This is a genomic window from Oleiphilus messinensis, assembly GCF_002162375.1.
Taxonomy (GTDB): domain Bacteria; phylum Pseudomonadota; class Gammaproteobacteria; order Pseudomonadales; family Oleiphilaceae; genus Oleiphilus; species Oleiphilus messinensis.
On the sequence record NZ_CP021425.1, the window covers coordinates 1325310 to 1343649 of the forward strand.

Genomic DNA, 18340 nt, shown 5'->3' on the forward strand with positions numbered 1-18340 from the left:
TCATAGTCGCTATGTGACCATAATATTCAGACTGCTACAAGTTGGAGACTTATTAATTCCCTTAGCAATGAATCCGCTCAGTGAGTCTGGTCGCTGAGACCATACCGTATTTGCGTCTTCTTTGCTAGAAAATTTTGCAAAAATACAAGAACCTGTTCCTGTAAGTTTGGCTCTTCCAAACTGGCCAAGCCAGCTTAGTGCCTGTTCAACCTCTGGGTAGAGATGTTTAACAACAGGCTCGCAGTCGTTTCCGAGTTCTGCGACGTCTCCCTCAAGAGCGGGCGCTATTCTCATCTTTTGCGTGTCTCTTGTCAACACTTTATTTGAAAAAATTTTCTTTGTGTTGATTTCGCATTGCGGTTTGAGCACAACAAACCAGTATTCCGGGAGTTCAATGGGGGTGAGTTGCTCGCCGATTCCTTCGGCCCAAGCGGTGTGCCCCAGTACAAATACCGGAACATCGGCACCCAGTTTGACCCCTATGGCCCTGAGTTCATCTGTACTGAGGTGCAGGCCCCAGAGCTGGTTCAGTACCAATAAAGTGGTTGCAGCGTTGGAGCTGCCGCCACCGACACCTCCACCCATTGGCAGTATTTTATCCAGGGTGATGTGCGCGCCTTTGGGGGGCAATCGTTTTTCTTGTGAAAACCTTTCCTGTAGCAGTTTCGCAGCTTTGATAATCAGGTTGTCTTCGCTGGGGACGCCGGGCAGGTCGGGTGTGAGCGTGATCTTGGGGTTATCCGTCACCGTGAATGACATGCGGTCGCCGTAGTCGAGGAGCTGGAACACGGTTTGTAATTCGTGGTAGCCATCGTCACGTTGACCGTTAATATGTAAAAACAAATTTAATTTGGCTGGGGCAATGGTTTCGAATGATTGTTGGCTTGATAAAGTCATGGTTAGGTTTTCAGTTTATTATCAGGGGAACCTGAGATGGTCTGTGTACTTTCAGTCAATCACAGTAGTTGCCATTGATTTATCACAATGATAATCCGGCGCTCGCCATCGGTAATCGTAATTTTAGCGGGTAGTGGATAGTCTCCGACCTCCAGGAAATTGCGGTAGGTTACTGTCCAGCCGGATTGTTCCACATGTGCAAGCCGGCCTTCGGCTGTGAATTCAAGGCGGTAGGGTGAGCCAGGAGAGGGGATACCCTTCACCCAGTCTGCGATGTAGGCAAGTGGCAATGTCCAGCCGGCGTGTTGTTCCAGCAAGCTTTCAGGGTCATCGGAGTAGATATTTTGTTCGTCTGAGTCGGATAACAATATATAGTCGAGGTTGCCCTCTATATGTATTGCTCCCATGCCTAGCAGTAATGATGACAGGTCGATATTGTAGTGGTCACCTCGTTGCGACCAGTTATTTATCGCCGCACTCTCGGATTGACCAGGCTGTCGAATTCCGATCTTACCGTTGATGCTCCAGTGTGTTAGCGTGCTCAGCATTCGATGTTGCATTGGCCAGGTTTCTGGAACGACCGAGTTGGTTATCAGAGGTTCCTGTGTGCTTATCAAGGAACAGCCGTGGAGGACGTTAACCAGTAGTGTCGCTGTGATGAGCTTCAAAAGCAGCTTGCGGGTGTCGTTTCGAAGGCGGTTTTTGTGTCTCAGGAAGTCATTTGCGGGCACGGCTGAATCTCGATGATATGCTTTTGCATTGATAATGTGGATCTAGAAAAGATGTAGGCAGGGAAGAGCCCCTGCCTGGAAGAACGATGGCTTACTCAAACTTCACGCCGTATTTATTGAGAATTCTTTGCAGAATGCGGTGTACAGGATCTGTCTGGTATGCCTTCTGCCATATTTCCAAGGCTTCCTTTTCTTCGCCTGTTTCCCAAAGTACTTCCCCGAGGTGGGCGGCAACTTCGGGGTCAGGGAATTGGTCATAGGCTTGCCTGAGATAGGCTAATGCCTGCTCCATATCGCCCATTTTGTAATAGACCCAACCAAGACTGTCGATGATCGCAGGACTCTTCGGATTTATTTTCAAGGCGTTATTGATTAATTCGAAAGCCTCCAGATAGCGATCTGTTTTGTCTGCGAGTGTGTAACCCAGTGCATTCATGGCAATTGAATTCTCGGGTTCTGCCTGAAGAATAAAGCGTAGGTCGGCTTCCATCTCCGGAAGTAAATCCTGCCTTTCATACAGCATCGCTCTGGCGTAACGCAAATCACTGCTATCCGGATGTTGCTTTATCGCTTCGTTTACGCGTTCGAGGGCTACATCCAGTTTCTCCAGATCCATCAATAGATTGATTTCGATCTGCCAGAGCGCGTTGACCTGCTGTGGATGGTCTTCCCGGAGGGTAGCCAGCTTACTCATGACTTCGTCAAGCTGGCCTTCAGATGCACGCAGGAAGCTCGATCTGGCGAGTGCATTATAGTAGTGACCGCCACTGCTAATTTGTTCGTAGTGATTGAGTGCCAGTGCGTGGTCACCTCTCTGGTCTGCAGTTCGCCCCAGGTAGAAATGGGCTTCATTGAGGTGTTGACCCTCTTTGACCAGGGTTTCCAGGCCTTCAACAGCGACATCCAGATTGTTATTTTCCAATGCGACCAATGAATGTGCCAGGCGCAGACCGGGGACATCGGGGAAGCGTTTGACCAGCTTTCGATATTCCTCTTCGGATTGTTCGAGTTGGTTGTCATCGATCAGCATGCGTGCATACAGCGTACCGAGTTTGCGGTTTTCCGGAAAGCGCTGAGTGGCGTCAGAAAGTAAATCGAGCGCATTGCTCATTTGCCCGACATCGTAAAGCAAGGTGGCCTTTAAAAGCAGTCCGGGCTGGTATTCAGGATCCTGGGCCAGATAGTGAGAAATGGTATCCAGTGCAGCCTGGTGTTGTTCGTTGTTCCGTTGCACCAGGGCATAGCTGTATCCCAAGTCGAAGTTATCAGGGTAGCGCTGTGCCAGATCAGCGTAGAGTTCCATCAGGGTCTGTTTTTCGGGCACGCTGAGCGACTTGCTGTGAACTGCCAGACTTTCAAAGTCGGCGCTGCCACTCATCAGATAAATTTGCTCCATGTGGTGCATGGCGCGCTCGTAGTCACCTTGTGCGACAAACTGAAATGCCAGTATCTGGTGCGGTTCTGCACTGCCTGGCTCCAATTCCAGCCAAAGCTCCCCTAAATCGGTGAGTGCATTGGAGGCTTTCAAAAACTGGGAAATCTGCACGGCTCGCTTGACGACACCCAGGTCACGGGTTTTTTTCGCTTGCTGAACATAATTAAGTAAGGTCACGTCGAAACGATTACGTTGTCCGGCGATTTCCGCTGTAAGCAATGCGTAGAGTGTTTCCGGAGCAAAATCCCGGTGCTTTACGACAGCGATGGGTTCTTCAGTAATTGGCGCGGGTGGCGGCGGTGCCGGTTTGCTTGTTTTCTGATCGAATGAGGCACAGGCGACCATTTGTACGATCAGGGCAAAAATTGTAATTGTTTTGGTTAGCGGCTTCATTAAGGTTGATTTCATTGTCGGGGTCAAATGTAATGCCTTCTCGGATCGAATAGCAGTTCAGGTCTTCAAAATCGGTAGCGTGCATGGTTTTCGCCGGAACGACGCCAGCTCGAATCGAGCAGTATGCCAAGCCAGCCAGAACTGTTATGCATTATGTAAGAGCTTAGCGCATATTGGTGAACTTACTGCCAATGTAAAGCAAACTTTGGGCGGCAAAAAGTTACGGTTCTGTAAATTAATGCCCCAAATGCAGTTCAGCAAACGTTGAATTGTGTTCGGGGGCCCGGTGTAACCGTAATGTGATTCTTCCAAGTACTGATAGTAAAGAGACTTGCGCACTTGTACAAGGCTGAATAAGGCTCAGGTTTTTAATTTGTTTACGATTGAGCACCCGGGGAAGGGGGTTGTAACCACTGGCGTATGTCTGGATTGCCATGTAAAATTGGCGCCTTGCACAGATAAAGGCATTTATGAACTGGTCAATGGCATTACTTGCGTTAGGCATCAATCACAAAACGGCACCGGTGGACATCCGCGAACGCGTGACATTCGCACCCGACCATATTGGTGGGGCGCTGAGCGCTATCCGTGAGCAAGCGCAAATCAATGAAGTCGCCATTTTATCGACCTGTAACCGAACCGAGCTTTATTGTTCGCTGGATCATCAAGATACCGGGGCGTTGCTCAGTTGGTTGGGTCGTTACCACAATATTCAAGTCTCTCAGCTGGAAGCCTGTACCTACAGTTACTGGGGAGAAGATGCGGCCCGTCATATGATGCGCGTTGCAAGCGGCCTGGATTCACTGGTTCTGGGTGAGCCTCAGATACTGGGGCAAATGAAAGATGCCTATGCACTGGCCAACGAGGCAAATTCAATGGGCAGTTTGCTGAGTAAACTGTTTCAGCAGACGTTCTCTGTGGCTAAGCGGGTTCGAACCGATACCGCAATTGGTGAAAATCCCGTCTCGGTAGCCTATGCCGCAGTTAGCATGGCGACCCGAATTTTCGCGGACATGTCCGAGAACAAGGCGCTGTTGATAGGTGCGGGAGAGACCATTGAACTGGTTGCCAAGCATTTATGGGAGAGCGGCGTGCGACATATTACCGTCGCGAACCGGACACTTACCCGAGCCCGGGAACTGGCGAGCCAATTTAATGGTGAAGCGGTATTGCTCTCTGACATACCGGACCGGTTACCCTATGCGGATATCGTAATTGCATCAACTGCCAGCCCATTGCCGATTTTAGGTAAAGGCGCTGCAGAGCGAGCTTTGAAATTGCGTCGACACAGTCCGATTTTTATGGTGGATATCGCTGTACCCAGAGATATAGAGCCACAGGTTGGCGAACTGGACGATGTCTATTTGTATACAGTGGATGATTTGAAGGAAGTGGTCGAAGAGAATATAAAGTCTCGACAAGGTGCTGCGGAAGAGGCGGCGCATCTGGTGGAAAGCGGTGCGGCAGAATTTATGTCCCAGATTCGGGCACTGGGAGCCGTCTCGACGTTGAAGCAGTTCCGTGGACAAGCAGAAATGATACGTGATATTGAATTGGAAAAGGCAATGAAAAGCCTCGAAGCCGGCTCTGATCCCCAAAAGGTTTTGGCAGCACTCGCCCGAGGGTTGACTAACAAATTGATTCACAGTCCCTCGGTTCAATTGCGCAATGCCAATTCCGAGGGCCGAGTTGAAGTCAATGACTGGGTCCGGGAATTATTCGAACTTGATAGCGCTGATTCTGCTACACCCAATCCAAAACAGCATTTCAATTAGCGTCCCTCAATAGGCGCTCATCGCATATCCCGCTTGTATTGATACGTCAATGCGGTCAAGCGGCCCCCTGATTTAAACCCTGCCAGCCGAATCAAACGACCACAAATGTTGAAACGGCGTGGCGGATTCCAGAATTCAATTGTCGCCCAAAGACAATTCATATTATAAAAGGTGCGAGAAATATCATGAAAGACTCGATAGTTGCAAAGCTCGATAATATTTCAGAGCGTTACGAAGAGTTGGCGGGGTTATTAAGTGATCCTGGTGTGATTTCCGATCAGAATAAATTTCGGGACTATTCCAAGGAATACTCTGAATTGGAAGATGTTGTAACATGTTACTCCCAATACAAACTGGCGTTGGAAGATATCGAGGAAGCCGAGGTACTGGCCGGCGACAGTGACCCGGAGATGCGCGAGATGGCCATGGAAACGATGAAAGAGGCCCAGTCCCAGCGGGACGATCTGGATGCACAGTTGCAACGACTGCTCTTGCCGAAGGATCCAAATGATGCCAATAACATCTTTTTGGAAGTTCGGGCGGGTACCGGTGGGGACGAGGCGGCAATCTTTGCCGGGGATTTGTTCCGAATGTATTCCCGTTATGCGGAAACCCAGCGCTGGAAGGTGGAAATTATCAGCCAGAACGAGGGGGAACATGGTGGTTTCAAGGAAATTATTTGCCGTTTGGTCGGCGCTGATGTCTATGCGCATCTCAAGTTTGAGTCCGGTGCACATCGCGTCCAACGTGTCCCGGAAACCGAATCCCAAGGCCGTATTCATACTTCTGCTTGCACCGTAGCGGTGATGCCGGAGGCTGAAGGTGTCGAGGCTGTCGATATCAATAAAGCGGATTTGCGTGTGGATACCTTCCGGGCCTCCGGTGCGGGTGGGCAGCACGTTAACAAGACAGACTCCGCTATTCGCATAACCCATCTACCGACTGGAATCGTGGTCGAGTGTCAGGATGAGCGTTCGCAACACAAGAACCGGGCCAAGGCGATGTCGTTGTTGCAGGCCAAGTTGTTGACGTCACAGCAGGATGCCCAAGCCAAAGAGCAGGCTGAAACCCGTAAGAGTCTGGTGGGTAGTGGTGATCGTTCGGAGCGAATTCGAACCTACAACTATCCGCAGGGGCGGGTTACCGATCATCGTATCAACTTGACGCTGTACAAGCTGGACGAAATCATGCAGGGTGACTTGAATGTGCTCATTCAGCCTCTGGTGAATGAGCATCAGGCAGAATTGCTGGCATCAATGTCCGAAGAGTAAATCAATATCAACTGGAGTAGAGGTAATTGATTGTGCAGGATAGTCCGCTCTCGGTTGCAGCCTTGCTTGATGTGTACAGTCGTGGAGAATCCGCGCTTGACCGTCTGGATGTTGAAGTGCTGCTCTGTGATACGCTTGATAAAAACCGGGCTTTTCTTTATACCTGGCCTGATTATTGTCTCCAGGAAGAGGAAGCAGCCCGTTTTCGAGCAATGGTGTCGCGTCGGCAGGCGGGTGAGCCGGTGGCATATATTACCGGGTATCGGGAGTTTTGGTCATTGTCGCTGGCGTGTGATGCCTCCACGTTAATACCGCGTCCTGAAACGGAGTTGATTGTTGAATGGGCGTTGCAAAATATGAATTCTGCCACCACTTGTCGTGTTCTGGATCTAGGTTGTGGAACGGGAGCGATTGCACTCGCGATTGCGTCTGAGCGGGCCAACTGGCGAGTACGGGGGACTGACTTTTCCCCGCAGGCGGTTGCATTGGCGCAACGCAATGCCGAGCGGTTGGATCTGCAAAGGGTGCAGTTTCAACAAGGATCCTGGTATCAGGCGGCTGGCGAAGAACAGTACGATTTGATCGTGAGTAATCCGCCCTACATTGATCCGGAGGACCCTCATCTTCAGCAGGGCGATGTGCGTTATGAACCGAGATCAGCTCTGATCGCTGAAAATCATGGCTTGGCTGAAATTGAAGAAATTACACGCGGCGCGATACAGCACCTTGATGCGAATGGCTGGCTTGCGATTGAGCATGGTTATGACCAGCAATCCTGTGTGCAGAACATATTTACGAATGCTGGCTTTAATCAGGTTCGGTGTTTACCCGATCTTGCCGGATTGCCTCGCGTCACTGTTGGTTGTATAGGAAAAGTGGAGCATGCTTTGTGATTGAATTTAGTGATCAGGATTTGCTGCGATACAGTCGTCAGATCATGCTGCCGGCATTTGATATCGCGGGGCAGCATAAACTGGCATCGGCTCGGGTATTGATCGTTGGAATAGGCGGGTTGGGCAGCCCGGTCGCCTTATATCTTGCTGCCGCAGGCGTCGGCACGTTGGTTTTAGCCGATCATGATGAGGTGGAGCTAAGCAACCTTCAGCGCCAGATCGTCCATGGTGAGGCGACGTTAAATCAAAATAAAGCCCAGTCAGCGGCATCCCGCTTACAGGATATCAATCCGGGATGTAAGGTTGAGGTGCTGGCAGAAAAACTGAAGTCTGAACGACTCGAGCAGATTGTGTCCGCTGTTGATCTGGTTGTGGATGCCAGCGATAACTTCAATACCCGGTACGCGATCAATCAGGCTTGTATTCGCCTGAAACGGCCGCTGGTTTCCGGTGCGGCGATTCGCTTTGAAGGTCAGGTCGCGGTATTCGATTTCGCAGATGATGAAAGCCCTTGTTATGCCTGCCTTTATCCTGATCTCGGCGAAGAGCAGTTAACCTGTTCCGAGTCTGGAATTTTAGCGCCGGTTGTCGGGGTGATTGGCAGTATGCAGGCGCTTGAAACCATTAAAATGATTGCTGGAGTGGGGACACCGTTGGTCGGAAAGCTGTTGCTGTTTGATGGCTTGAATGCGGATTGGCGCACAATGCGCTTGCAGCGGGATCCGCAATGCTGTCAGTGTGCTGGGCGATAGTATTGTTCCCACTGCCTCGCTGTTCATTTCATGGTCTGCGAGGCAGTGGGGGCATAAATGTTATAGATTCGCCTCGGCGTATTCCGCAAGCAGTGATCGTGGCACCCCTTTCAGGTTGATATGACCTCCGTATGGAAACGCTTTGAAACGTTCGGTCATGTAGGTCAAACCAGAGCTTTGGGGGCTCAGGTAGGGGGTATCAATCTGGGCCAGGTTCCCAAGGCAAATGACTTTACTGCCGTTACCTGCACGGGTAATGATCGTTTTAATCTGGTGCGGGGTCAGGTTCTGGCATTCGTCAATCAAAATCAGGCTGTGCTGAAAACTGCGACCGCGAATGTAGTTCATGGATTTGAACTGAATGGGTACTTTATCCAGAATGTAATTCACGCTGCTGTGCATATTTTCATCATCTTCATGCAGCGCTTCGAGGTTGTCAGTGATTGCTCCAAGCCAGGGCTCCATTTTCTCTGTTTCGGTTCCCGGTAGAAAACCGATATCTTCGTCCAGGCCTTGCGTACTGCGTGTCGCAATGATGCGTTTGTAGCGTTTGCTTGCCACTGTCATCTCAATGGCGGCCGCCAGAGCCAGTATGGTTTTTCCCGAGCCTGCGGCACCGGTGAGGTTGACCAGGTGTATGTCCGGGTCAAGCAGCAGGTGTAACGCAAGTGCTTGATAAATATCCCGCGGAACCAATCCCCAGGCTTCTTGATTCAACAGATCCATTTGAGACAGATCTTCCAGAATGACCTGGTCTTCATTAATTTCGGTAACACGTCCGATAAACCCTTGTTCATCAATTACAAATTCATTGATATGTAATTGCTCCAGGCCATTGCTGCGTCGCAGAATGTGTTCTGTGATGCTTTCACGCTGGATGGTTTCGACTTTATCGATTGTATCCCAGAACGATTTCGGATATTCCGTATAGCCAGCTGGCAATAGGGTGATGTCTTCGACCAATTGGTCGTTGTGATAATCTTGAGCTTCAACGCCAAAACCTCGAGCCTTGAGGCGCATGTTGATATCTTTGCTCACCAGAATAATCTGGCGGTCTTTTAAAACGGACTGCAGATTTGCAAGGCTGTTGATAATTTTGTTGTCGTTGAGGTTATCTGGAAGGTGGGGGCCACTTTTAGACTCAGTGTTCATGAGAATGGATATCGTACCGAGTGGGTCACTTTTCTCCCCGCGTTTGATCGGTACTCCTTTTTCGATTTGCTTCGGCGTAGCGTCTCCCAAGAGATGGTCGATTGTTCTGATCGCCTGCCGACAGTCGGCAGCAATAGTCTGTTTCCCGGTTTTAAGTTTGTCCAGCTCTTCGAGGACCGTCATCGGAATAATAACCTGGTGTTCTTCGAAGTTCAGAATGGCGCTGGGGTCATGGATCAGAACATTAGTATCGAGCACGTAAACTTTCTTGCGAGCTTTTAATACTGCCATATACGCATCCTTATTTTCTTTATCATCGTTATCTTAAAAGATACAGTTCAAGGCCGATTGTGTGTACTCAGTTATCGTCCTTTGGGTCCTGGCTGAGTGAGGTGTCAGGTCGCTTATTTTGAATACTATAGAACATTATTGAATTGTCTGATGTTCTCCTTGGTCTGGACAAAAGGGGATTTTGCGCTGAGCGTCAGCTCTTCAGGGTTCCAAGCCAGAGACTTTGCAATGCGGGTATGATCTCTTCGTTAAATTCGGGGTAGATGGTTCTTACCTCCGGGTTGGCCAACAGAGGTTTAAGCGTGCTGGGCCAATTTTGCATTTGCCACAATCCAATAATCAGTGCATTGGTATGCAACAATAACCGGGTGCCTTTTTCTTCGCTCAGCGCGGGGTAATGCGCATGGAGCAGTTTCCCGATTTGTTTCAGGTTTTGTGCCAGCATTGTTTTGAATTCGAGAATGATTGTGTGCTCAACGTTTTTTTCAATGACAGAACTGGCCATACTTGCGAGCGGCATAAAAATTGGATTGGTGTCCATATGGTTTCGCAGCGTGCTGGTCAGCGACAGAACTACGGATTCGCTATCTATTGGTGCGTTTTCCAGTGTTTTGACCATTTCGGAAAGAAGTTGCTGATATTGCTCGGATAAAATGGCGAGGAATATCTCTTCTTTGGTTTTGAAGTACAGATAGACGGTGCCTTTCGCCAGTCCTGCAGATTTTGCAATGTTGATAACAGATGGCAAACTTTCCGGCTCATGGGCGAAAAGTGCTTTGGCTGAGTCGAGTATGGTTTGCTTCTTGAGGGCTTTTTCGTTGTCGTCAATCGCTCGTAAGCGTTGCGTAATGCATTTCAATTCAAATTCTCACATTCTTCAGGCGGGTGACAGGCTCATTCGAAATCATGAATGACTGCTGCACCATGTGTGGCATTTTCTAAAGTGTATCATAAGCATTGTGCCGAGCAGGATGGATCTTCATTGCAACGAAGTTCAATCCAATTCAACCTGTTCTACGATCAGCTTCAAAAGATCGTAGGTTGTGATGATTCCCGAAACATGTTCATCTTTAGTAACAAAAATTCTATGCAAATGATTTGCCATCATCTTTTCTGCCACTTCTCTAACCGGGCAAGTTTCCTCAACCGAAAAGACGATTGGCGTTAAAATATCTCTAACTTCAACCGGTACTTTTTGCATTTCCTCGAAGATGAACTGTCGCAGTCGACGTGCCTCTTTGAGTTCTTCTTCTGTCATGCGTTTTTCGTGTTCTGATGAGGAGCTGTTGAAATGGAAATCGGCAACATCTTTCAATGTCGCAATCCCTACTATTTCACCATTTTCATCAACCACAGGACTACCGCTAATCTCGTTATCTGAGAGGAATCGTGTGAACTGTTGCATGGTCCAGGTTTGCGGCACCGATTTGATATTGGGCGTCATGATGTCTTTAGCATAGACAGGCATAGTCGGTGTTCCTTATTTTCCATGTTGGGGAAGGGCGCTGAGGAAGAGTATATACTTTTTTATTTGATATATGTGGGATTACTTTTGTGAATTTGCATGCCGGAAAGCCTTTGTTTTCAGTGAAGGGATAAAGGGGGGGCGGGGCACCGTGTCGTTAGTGCCCTTGTGTTACGCTCGAAATCTGAGTGCTCATAGAAACGAGTTAATTCTCAACCGTCACCTTGCGAACACCTGTAACCTGGCCATTTTCATCGTGGGTGATTTCGTGTCCCTGATAGGCTGGCCACATTGCAACTTCTTCAAGTTTTTTAAGCGATTTGTAAGGAATATCAACCAGAAGGGCATTCACCAGCCAACCGGGTAGAACTCCAGCAGGCTCAGTATGTTGTAACCAGATTAGTTTGGTCTTGTCACCTTCAGGGATAAACTCATACAGTGTGTTGGCAACAGTAACACGCTGGTAATCGTCTGCAATGGGTTTACGTTCCGGTACCGCATGCATTTCCAACATGATGTGCCCGGATTCCTTGCTGGTCCAGGTGGTTAATTTGAGCACATAATCCCGATCTTTTACGGGCCATGGCAAATCATTTACTGAGTAAGCGTAGCGGCTGTTAAAACTGGCTTCGTCAAAACCATAGGATACTGTGCAGCCGTGCACCCATTCTGTGCATGAATTGGGGTTCGCCATTACCGCCATTATGTTATTCAAGGGGGCATTTAACAATGCCACCGCTTTGAATGCTTCAATGTCCGAGTTCTCATAAGGCCGGGTGTAGATTTCCACACCGTCTTTCTCAAGGGCCAGCTTCCAATCGGGGTGATCTGTGGTCAGCTCTGCGTGGGCCGCAGTCGCGCTGAACAACAGTGCAATTATGAGCGAAATATAGGTATTCAAAACTGATTGTTTTCCTGTGTCATCCGGAGAAATATAGTTTATTTTCATAATTATCCATATTGTGAAAAACTTAGGCAAAAGTCCTCGACTCCATCGAGGGACGGCGACTAGTTTATCATTCATTATCTATGAGAAGTGATAAGTGCGTGGCGTTTCTAGTTCAAATGTTCCAGTATGTTAGGGTCTGTTGACGTTTCATATAAGCAAGGAAAGATGACAAAACAATGAGTAACAAATTGGTGGTAAACGGCGAGCCTTCATTCGGGCGCTTTTCTCAGCCTGTGGGCGAAATAAATTATCTGGATTATAGCTATCACTCTGTCATGGACAAACCGCTTTCGAATTGGCGAAAGCGGCTCAAATTTAACCAGTTTCAGTTTGTCGGAATGATGAATCCGGAACTGGTTTGCGGTGTTGCAATTGTCGATCTCAAATACGTCAGTAATGCATTTGTCTATTTGTACGACTTCAAGAGGAAGAAACTGACCGAATGCAGTTTTCTGTCACCATTGGCTTTGGGGACGTCTATGCCATTGACGCCCGATGCCGGGGCGGCGAGTTATCAAAAATCAGGTTGTCAGTTTGCGATGATTGCTGACGTGGAAAGCGGGCAGCGTCAGATTGCCGTTCAGGCGGATCAAATCAAGATTCAGGCGATACTCTATCCTGGGCGCGGATATCAGCCTTTACGGGTATGTTCAAGAGCCGGTTACAATGGTTGGTCTTATACCCAGAAAGCTGCGGGCATGCCCGTTGAGGGCGAAATAAGACTCGGTGACGACGTCTATCGGTTAAGCCCGGACACGGCATTCGGTAGTTCAGACTGGTCGGCCGGGTATATGCGTCGAGAAACAAGTTGGAATTGGGCCTGCCTCTCTGGCCTCACGGAGACAGGTGAGAAGGTGGGGTTGAATCTGGCGGCCGGTGTAAATGAAACGGGCGTGACTGAAAACGGGCTCTGGTTGAATGGTCGCTTGATCGATCTGGGGTTGGCGACGTTTGAGTTTCAACGCAAGGATCCGATGCGTACCTGGCGAATAAGTACAACAGATGGCAATTTGGATCTGATATTCGAGCCGGAAGGGGTACGTAAAGAAAAAATAGACATGTGGCTGGTCGCGTCTAATTTCAAGCAGATGTTCGGCCGGTATTCTGGGGAAGTGAAGTCTGGGCGAAAAAGTTATCGCTTGAATGGCGTGCCCGGATTTGCCGAAGACCATTTCGCGCGTTGGTAGTCTGTAAACTGACAGGCGTATTGCGTATTGTAAAGCGTGGTCGTTACCGTGAAAACACGCTGGAACTCAAGTTCCAGCGTGCGCTTAACAACCAGCAAGTGGAGTATTATTCCGGTAGGGTAACATTGAGCTCCAGGACTGAGCAGCTATCATTTTTATCCAGCTGTACCTGCACATCTTCATCCTGAATTGGGACATATTTCCGAATTACGTTCAGGATTTCCTGTTGTAATTGCGGAAGGTAGTCCGGTTGATCGCGCTGGGTGCGCTCGTGGGCAACGATAATTTGCAGTCGTTCCTTGGCAATCGACGCCGTATTTTTCTTTTTTGTTTTAAAGTAATCGAAAAAACTCATTATTACCCCCCGAACATGCGCTTAAAGAAGCCTTTTTTCTGAATATCCAGAAAGCGATGTTCGAGTTCCTGTCCCAATAAGCGATCAACCGCGTCATTGTACGCTTGGCCGGCATCACTCTTCTCGTCCAATATAACTGGAACACCCTGGTTTGATGCATTCAGGACGGATTGTGATTCGGGAATCACGCCCAGCAGGGGGATGGCCAGAATTTCTTTAACATCCTCTACGGCCAGCATGTCACCCCTTTCGACGCGTTCGGGACTGTAGCGAGTCAGCAGTAAATGCTCCCTGATTGGCTCCAGTCCCTGTTCCGATCGCTTTGATTTACTCTGCAGTATGCCCAGTATCCGATCTGAGTCACGCACTGACGATACTTCCGGGTTTGTTACCACTATGGCTTCGTCGGCAAAGTGCATCGCCATTTGCGCACCGTGCTCAATTCCGGCCGGTGAGTCACAGATGATGTACTCATGCGTGTCTGACAATGCATTCAAGACCTCTTCCACGCCCTCTTTTGTCAACGCTTCTTTGTCCCGTGTTTGGGAGGCTGGAAGAATATATAAGTTGTCTACATGTTTGTCTTTGATGAGTGCTTGTGTGAGAGTCGCTTCGCCGTTGATGACATTCACGAAATCATAGACGACACGTCGTTCACAATTCATGATTAAATCCAGGTTCCGTAGCCCTACATCAAAATCGATAACCACAGTTTTGTGGCCTCGGGCAGCGAGGCCTGTTGCTATGGACGCGCTTGAAGTGGTTTTACCCACGCCCCCTTTACCGGAGGTGACGACTATTATTTTAGCCAAAGTGATACCCTGCCTTTCTGGTTTCCTGATTCAGGTCGTAGCGCCCGCGCTACTGATTCCGATTAAAGTGTCGATTGTTTTAGCTCACAACCGACAGTATTCCTGCCTAGTTCTAGGGTGTAACTTTAGACCTAGGGTATTCCTGTAGATCTGTCGTATTCGATGCAGACCTATTATTCTACTCATTAAGCCCCTGGCTTTTATTACTGAAGCGTTTTTTCATGATTAAAACCATGTCGGCTACAGCTTCTTAACGGCCAATTTATCATCATCCAGTGCGATCTGTACGCCTGACCGCCAGCCGGATTGCTGTTGCAAGTCTTCACTGATTTTATACTGTCCAGCTATGGAAACAAGTTCTGCCTCCAGTGATTGGCAAAAAATCCTTGCCTTTGTGTTGCCGTTGATCCCGGCGAGGGCTCGACCGCGTAGTGGCCCATACACATGAATATTGCCATCGGCCAGAATTTCTGCGCCAGGACTGACGGCTGCGAGGACAATCAAGTCTCCATCTTTTGCATAGATTTGCTGACCAGAGCGTACCGGTGTGTAGACCATTTTGGTTTGCTGCGGAACGGCGATGACTTTGGTTTCTGGTACCTCGGGTTCGTGCTGCTCAGCGTTGACTTGATCTTCCGGGGTTTTACCCGTTCCTGCTGAACTTGTGTTATTTCCAGGGGCGACCTGTGTTTCCGTACTGGGCGGCGCAACGAGAAGGGTTTCTGTTTGTTCAGTATCCCGTATCTCTGTTTCGTTTGCGGTGTCATGGCCGGTTTCGGCTGGAGGTGAGCTCTTTATTGTGTCTTGGCGAGGCTCAAGAATTTCTTTTTCCTCAAGCTCTGGTGCCTTGATTTTCTGAGCAGGAATAATGGCGAGACCTGCGGCTTCTGCTTGAGACTTCTGGACGGTTGTGCCCCCTCTCACGGCTACAGGAATCATACCGTTGCGGCGGCAACACTCAACCAATTCTGCGAACTTTACTGGATGGCCGTCTTCCGCTTGCAATTTTTCGAGGCTGATGACAATCGGTAGTCCGTTAAAAAACGAAGGTGCCTGGGCTATTTTTTCCGAAATCTCTTCGTCCAGCTTTTCGATATCATAGTGTGCCAGTTCCAGTACAGTCATCGGGATAAGCGATCCCTTTAGGCGCATACTGGGAGTGGGTTGAGTTTGATGGGCTGTGTGCATGTAAGCGAATATCCCCGGATAAAAGCATTGGTATTGTCAAAGCCAATGCAGCCTGACCATGAAACTCATGGCCTGGGTTTTAAAACGATACAAGCTTTTTAATTAGGGCCTGTTGATGTTTCATATTTGGCCTCTGCCAGCGCTATTTTTTTGTCCAGTCAGGCGCTGCGAGTGTCGTGTAGTTATTCTACATCAACGAGCAGCAACGCATCGGGGCGAAAAAATAGCGCTGGCCCGAAGGGTTGAGCCTGAAATTCGCTCACTCCGCGTCATTTGTCGCTCATTTGGAATAACCAAACCACACGACTCATTCCTTGATTGAGCGAATTTCAGGCTCAACAGAGGCTAAATATGAAGCATCAACAGGCCCTAATGATTAAAGCTCTGCAGTTATAAAAATCATTCAGCTGTTTAAGCTTTGAAATAATCGAACGATATTCGGATAACAGGTTTGGAACCGTTAGTGCAAAAAAGGGGCTGAAGTTTGATTGTTTCTTGTTGTCTTCTTGTTCATTGCACCGCAAGCATCCATTCCTGCTAATCGATTTCGTAATTCATATAGAGCGATTGGTGAATCCTGATATTTAAACAAATAGCGCTCTTCAAACTGCTGGGCTCCGACTGCGCTATAGCGCTTACGAGAAACGATGTCGCCGCATTAGTGGACATTGCTGAGCGGCGTGATTCATTCCTCAAAGGCCGATCTACACAGCAGTACTCGGAGCGTATAACAGCATGGCGAGCTTTGCAAGTCGCTCTTGCGGCTCGTTTTGGAATTACGGGCGGTCTGGACTTTTTAACTCGATATGAGGACACAATGGAGAATAAAAACAGTGCTGCCCGAATTGCCGATTTAAGGCAATCCGGGCGTTGTGATACTGCGGATGCTGGTATTTCTACAGTACTTGATTTAACAGTGCCTGGAACGTGTCCGCACCCGAGGTTTGAATCGCCAGGTAACTGATCAATGCACCAATCAGTGCACCGGCAGAAACATCAGTGGGGTAGTGCAGGCCGAGTAATACACGAGAGAGCATGACCAGTATAGTAAACGGTAAGACAATCAGGCCAAGCCAGGGAAAGTGGTAGACCAGGATTATCGCAAAACATACGGCGTGCAGCGTGTGGCCGGATGGAAAAGAGTAGCGATCAAGTGGCGGGGTGCCTGCCAGAATATCGGGATGAGAAATATAAGGCCGCTCACGCACCAGAACCGCTTTTAACGATTTGTATACGATGGTACAGGTGATTCCGGTAATGATCATAAGCAGGGATACTGTCATACCCACAATACCGAACAGTGCCGGTAGTGCCAGAATAAAACAGTACCAGAATACGCCATCACCCAAACGACTGACTATGGAGAAAAAGCGATGCACTGCTGGCAGTCGACCAATTTGATTGGCCTTTCTGCACAGATTGAATTCAGCTTGATCGATTCTTTGAAAAAACTGAGTAGTCTTGCTGCTGTTCAGCATGAGCTTGATCTCCGGGTCTTAGGCTGAGTAGTTTATATTCGAACTGCTGGATAATGGCTTCCCAGCTGATCGAAAGGGCCGTGCTTCTGGCTTCTTTACGAGCTTTATCAAGCAGGCTCGGTGTGGTGGCATACTTTTGCGCTGTGGCTACATAACTTTCTTCGTTGAAGCTCTCCACCAGGCCACCGTTGATGTCGTTGCTGATGTACTCACTGGCTGCAGCATCATCGAAAGCAACAACGGCCAATCCGCTGGCCATGGCTTCTGTCACCACATTTCCGAATGTGTCGGTTTTACTCGGGAAGAGGAACAGATCGCCACTGGCAAAGTGTTCTGAGAGTTCTTTACCCCGTTTCATACCCGCGAAGTGAAATTCAGGATATTTACTTTCCAGTGATTTCCGCAATGGGCCGTCACCGACCAGAATGAATCGCGTGTTTGGATTCTTGGCGTGAATCTTCAGATATGATTTAACCGCCAGGTTGAGGTTTTTCTCCGCAGCCAATCTACCAACATAAATGACCGCGCAGTCTTCTTGTTTGACGCCCCATTGTTCGCGTAGTGCTGCAGATCGGTGGGCAGGTGAAAAGTTTTCGCAATTGACGCCGCGACCGATCACGGATACTTGTTTGAAGTTCCAGCCTTCGATCATGGTTTTCATCTTGTGCGTCGGTACGATGGTTCCGGCAGAACGATTGTGGAACAGTCGACCGTAAGCAATCAGAAAGCGTGCAAGCCACCCGACCCCATAGTAGGCGCTGTAGCTTTGAAAATTAGTATGTAATCCGGTCAGCACAGGAATATCGAGACTTGTGGCGGCGGAAACTGCACTCCATCCCAATGGACCTTCTGTGGCGACATAAACTGCATCTGGAGGGTTTTTCTTCCAGAGTCTGGCGAGTTTGTGTTTGGCAAAGATACCAAACCGCAACTCCGGGTAGCCGGGAATCGGAAACCCTTTTACTGTGACATGTTGTATGTGATTAATGTATCGGTCTTTGTCTTGTTCAGACTGGCGTGGACGAATAACTTGTAATTCGTGTCCAAGGTTCTGCAGGCCGGACACCAAGTGGTTCAACGTGTTTGTTACTCCATTTACTTCCGGATGAAAGGTTTCCGAAACAATGGTTATCTTTTTAGTTAAACTCATATTCTCGAACTCTTTTTCATTTCTTACAAATATCCTGCGGAACTGTGACAGTTATGAGTCCGGGGAATGACAAATTGATGAAGCTGGAAAGGTTCGTTAAGGTTGTCTTGGTTGCATCTATCAGAGCTTTGGTTAGTGATCGGTTCTGGCGATTTTGCAGTGATTC

Annotated in this window: 17 protein-coding genes; 5 read left to right on the forward strand and 12 right to left on the reverse strand. The window is 48.7% G+C overall.

Features of this window, described 5'->3' with window-relative positions:
- Nucleotides 1-9: 9 nt before the first annotated feature.
- From ispE to OLMES_RS05800, 3 genes are all read right to left on the reverse strand, one after another.
- Nucleotides 10-897 (reverse strand): 4-(cytidine 5'-diphospho)-2-C-methyl-D-erythritol kinase, encoded by an 888-nt coding sequence (ispE, locus tag OLMES_RS05790; RefSeq protein WP_087460390.1) that lies wholly within the window; start codon nt 895-897, stop codon nt 10-12.
- A gap of 59 nt (nt 898-956) precedes the next feature.
- Entirely contained in the window at nt 957-1628 is a 672-nt protein-coding gene (lolB, locus tag OLMES_RS05795) for a lipoprotein insertase outer membrane protein LolB (protein ID WP_157678179.1), read from the reverse strand.
- 91 nt (nt 1629-1719) lie between these two features.
- Nucleotides 1720-3456 carry a tetratricopeptide repeat protein gene (locus OLMES_RS05800; protein ID WP_198343234.1) on the reverse strand — a complete coding sequence of 579 codons (1737 nt, stop codon included), beginning with the start codon at nt 3454-3456 and terminating at the stop codon, nt 1720-1722.
- A 482-nt stretch (nt 3457-3938) separates the two neighbouring features.
- Between OLMES_RS05800 and hemA the strand changes: the two genes are divergently transcribed.
- The 4 genes from hemA (at nt 3939) to OLMES_RS05820 (ending at nt 8147) form a co-directional block, all read left to right on the forward strand.
- Nucleotides 3939-5231 (forward strand): glutamyl-tRNA reductase, encoded by a 1293-nt coding sequence (gene hemA / locus OLMES_RS05805; protein WP_087464344.1) that lies wholly within the window; start codon nt 3939-3941, stop codon nt 5229-5231.
- A 185-nt stretch (nt 5232-5416) separates the two neighbouring features.
- Nucleotides 5417-6502 (forward strand): peptide chain release factor 1, encoded by a 1086-nt coding sequence (prfA, locus tag OLMES_RS05810; protein ID WP_087460393.1) that lies wholly within the window; start codon nt 5417-5419, stop codon nt 6500-6502.
- A 32-nt stretch (nt 6503-6534) separates the two neighbouring features.
- Complete coding sequence (prmC, locus tag OLMES_RS05815) at nt 6535-7395, forward strand: peptide chain release factor N(5)-glutamine methyltransferase (RefSeq protein ID WP_232465270.1); 861 nt, start codon at nt 6535-6537, stop codon at nt 7393-7395.
- On the forward strand, nt 7392-8147 hold the full coding sequence (locus OLMES_RS05820; protein ID WP_087460394.1) for a HesA/MoeB/ThiF family protein: 756 nt from the start codon (nt 7392-7394) through the stop codon (nt 8145-8147). The genes prmC and OLMES_RS05820 overlap by 4 nt, the downstream gene beginning before the upstream one ends.
- A gap of 60 nt (nt 8148-8207) precedes the next feature.
- Here the strand turns inward: OLMES_RS05820 and OLMES_RS05825 are convergent, their stop codons facing one another.
- The 4 genes from OLMES_RS05825 to OLMES_RS05840 all read right to left on the reverse strand — a co-directional run bounded on the left by OLMES_RS05825 (nt 8208) and on the right by OLMES_RS05840 (nt 12004).
- On the reverse strand, nt 8208-9590 hold the full coding sequence (locus OLMES_RS05825; protein WP_087460395.1) for a PhoH family protein: 1383 nt from the start codon (nt 9588-9590) through the stop codon (nt 8208-8210).
- Nucleotides 9591-9783: 193 nt separating this feature from the next.
- On the reverse strand, nt 9784-10449 hold the full coding sequence (locus OLMES_RS05830; RefSeq protein ID WP_087460396.1) for a TetR family transcriptional regulator: 666 nt from the start codon (nt 10447-10449) through the stop codon (nt 9784-9786).
- Nucleotides 10450-10584: 135 nt separating this feature from the next.
- Entirely contained in the window at nt 10585-11058 is a 474-nt protein-coding gene (locus OLMES_RS05835) for a CBS domain-containing protein (protein WP_087460397.1), read from the reverse strand.
- 202 nt (nt 11059-11260) lie between these two features.
- Nucleotides 11261-12004, reverse strand: a complete 744-nt coding sequence (locus tag OLMES_RS05840; protein WP_087460398.1) for an START domain-containing protein — start codon at nt 12002-12004, stop codon at nt 11261-11263.
- Between the two features lie 176 nt (nt 12005-12180).
- Here OLMES_RS05840 and OLMES_RS05845 point away from each other — a divergent pair, with 176 nt between their 5' ends.
- A complete protein-coding gene (locus OLMES_RS05845) occupies nt 12181-13191 on the forward strand; it encodes a DUF2804 domain-containing protein (RefSeq protein WP_087460399.1) in 1011 nt (336 codons plus the stop codon).
- 106 nt (nt 13192-13297) lie between these two features.
- On the opposite strand, the gene minE is transcribed toward OLMES_RS05845, so the two are convergent.
- The 5 genes from minE to OLMES_RS05870 form a co-directional block, all read right to left on the reverse strand.
- Entirely contained in the window at nt 13298-13546 is a 249-nt protein-coding gene (gene minE, locus OLMES_RS05850; RefSeq protein WP_087460400.1) for a cell division topological specificity factor MinE, read from the reverse strand.
- A gap of 2 nt (nt 13547-13548) precedes the next feature.
- Complete coding sequence (minD, locus tag OLMES_RS05855) at nt 13549-14358, reverse strand: septum site-determining protein MinD (protein WP_087460401.1); 810 nt, start codon at nt 14356-14358, stop codon at nt 13549-13551.
- A 240-nt stretch (nt 14359-14598) separates the two neighbouring features.
- Nucleotides 14599-15546 (reverse strand): septum site-determining protein MinC, encoded by a 948-nt coding sequence (gene minC / locus OLMES_RS05860; protein ID WP_087460402.1) that lies wholly within the window; start codon nt 15544-15546, stop codon nt 14599-14601.
- An 896-nt stretch (nt 15547-16442) separates the two neighbouring features.
- Nucleotides 16443-17024: a phosphatase PAP2 family protein gene (locus tag OLMES_RS05865; protein WP_087460403.1), complete on the reverse strand. Its 582-nt coding sequence runs from the start codon at nt 17022-17024 to the stop codon at nt 16443-16445.
- Nucleotides 16972-18174, reverse strand: a complete 1203-nt coding sequence (locus OLMES_RS05870; RefSeq protein WP_087460404.1) for a glycosyltransferase family 4 protein — start codon at nt 18172-18174, stop codon at nt 16972-16974. The genes OLMES_RS05865 and OLMES_RS05870 overlap by 53 nt, the downstream gene beginning before the upstream one ends.
- Between the last annotated feature and the right edge of the window lie 166 nt (nt 18175-18340).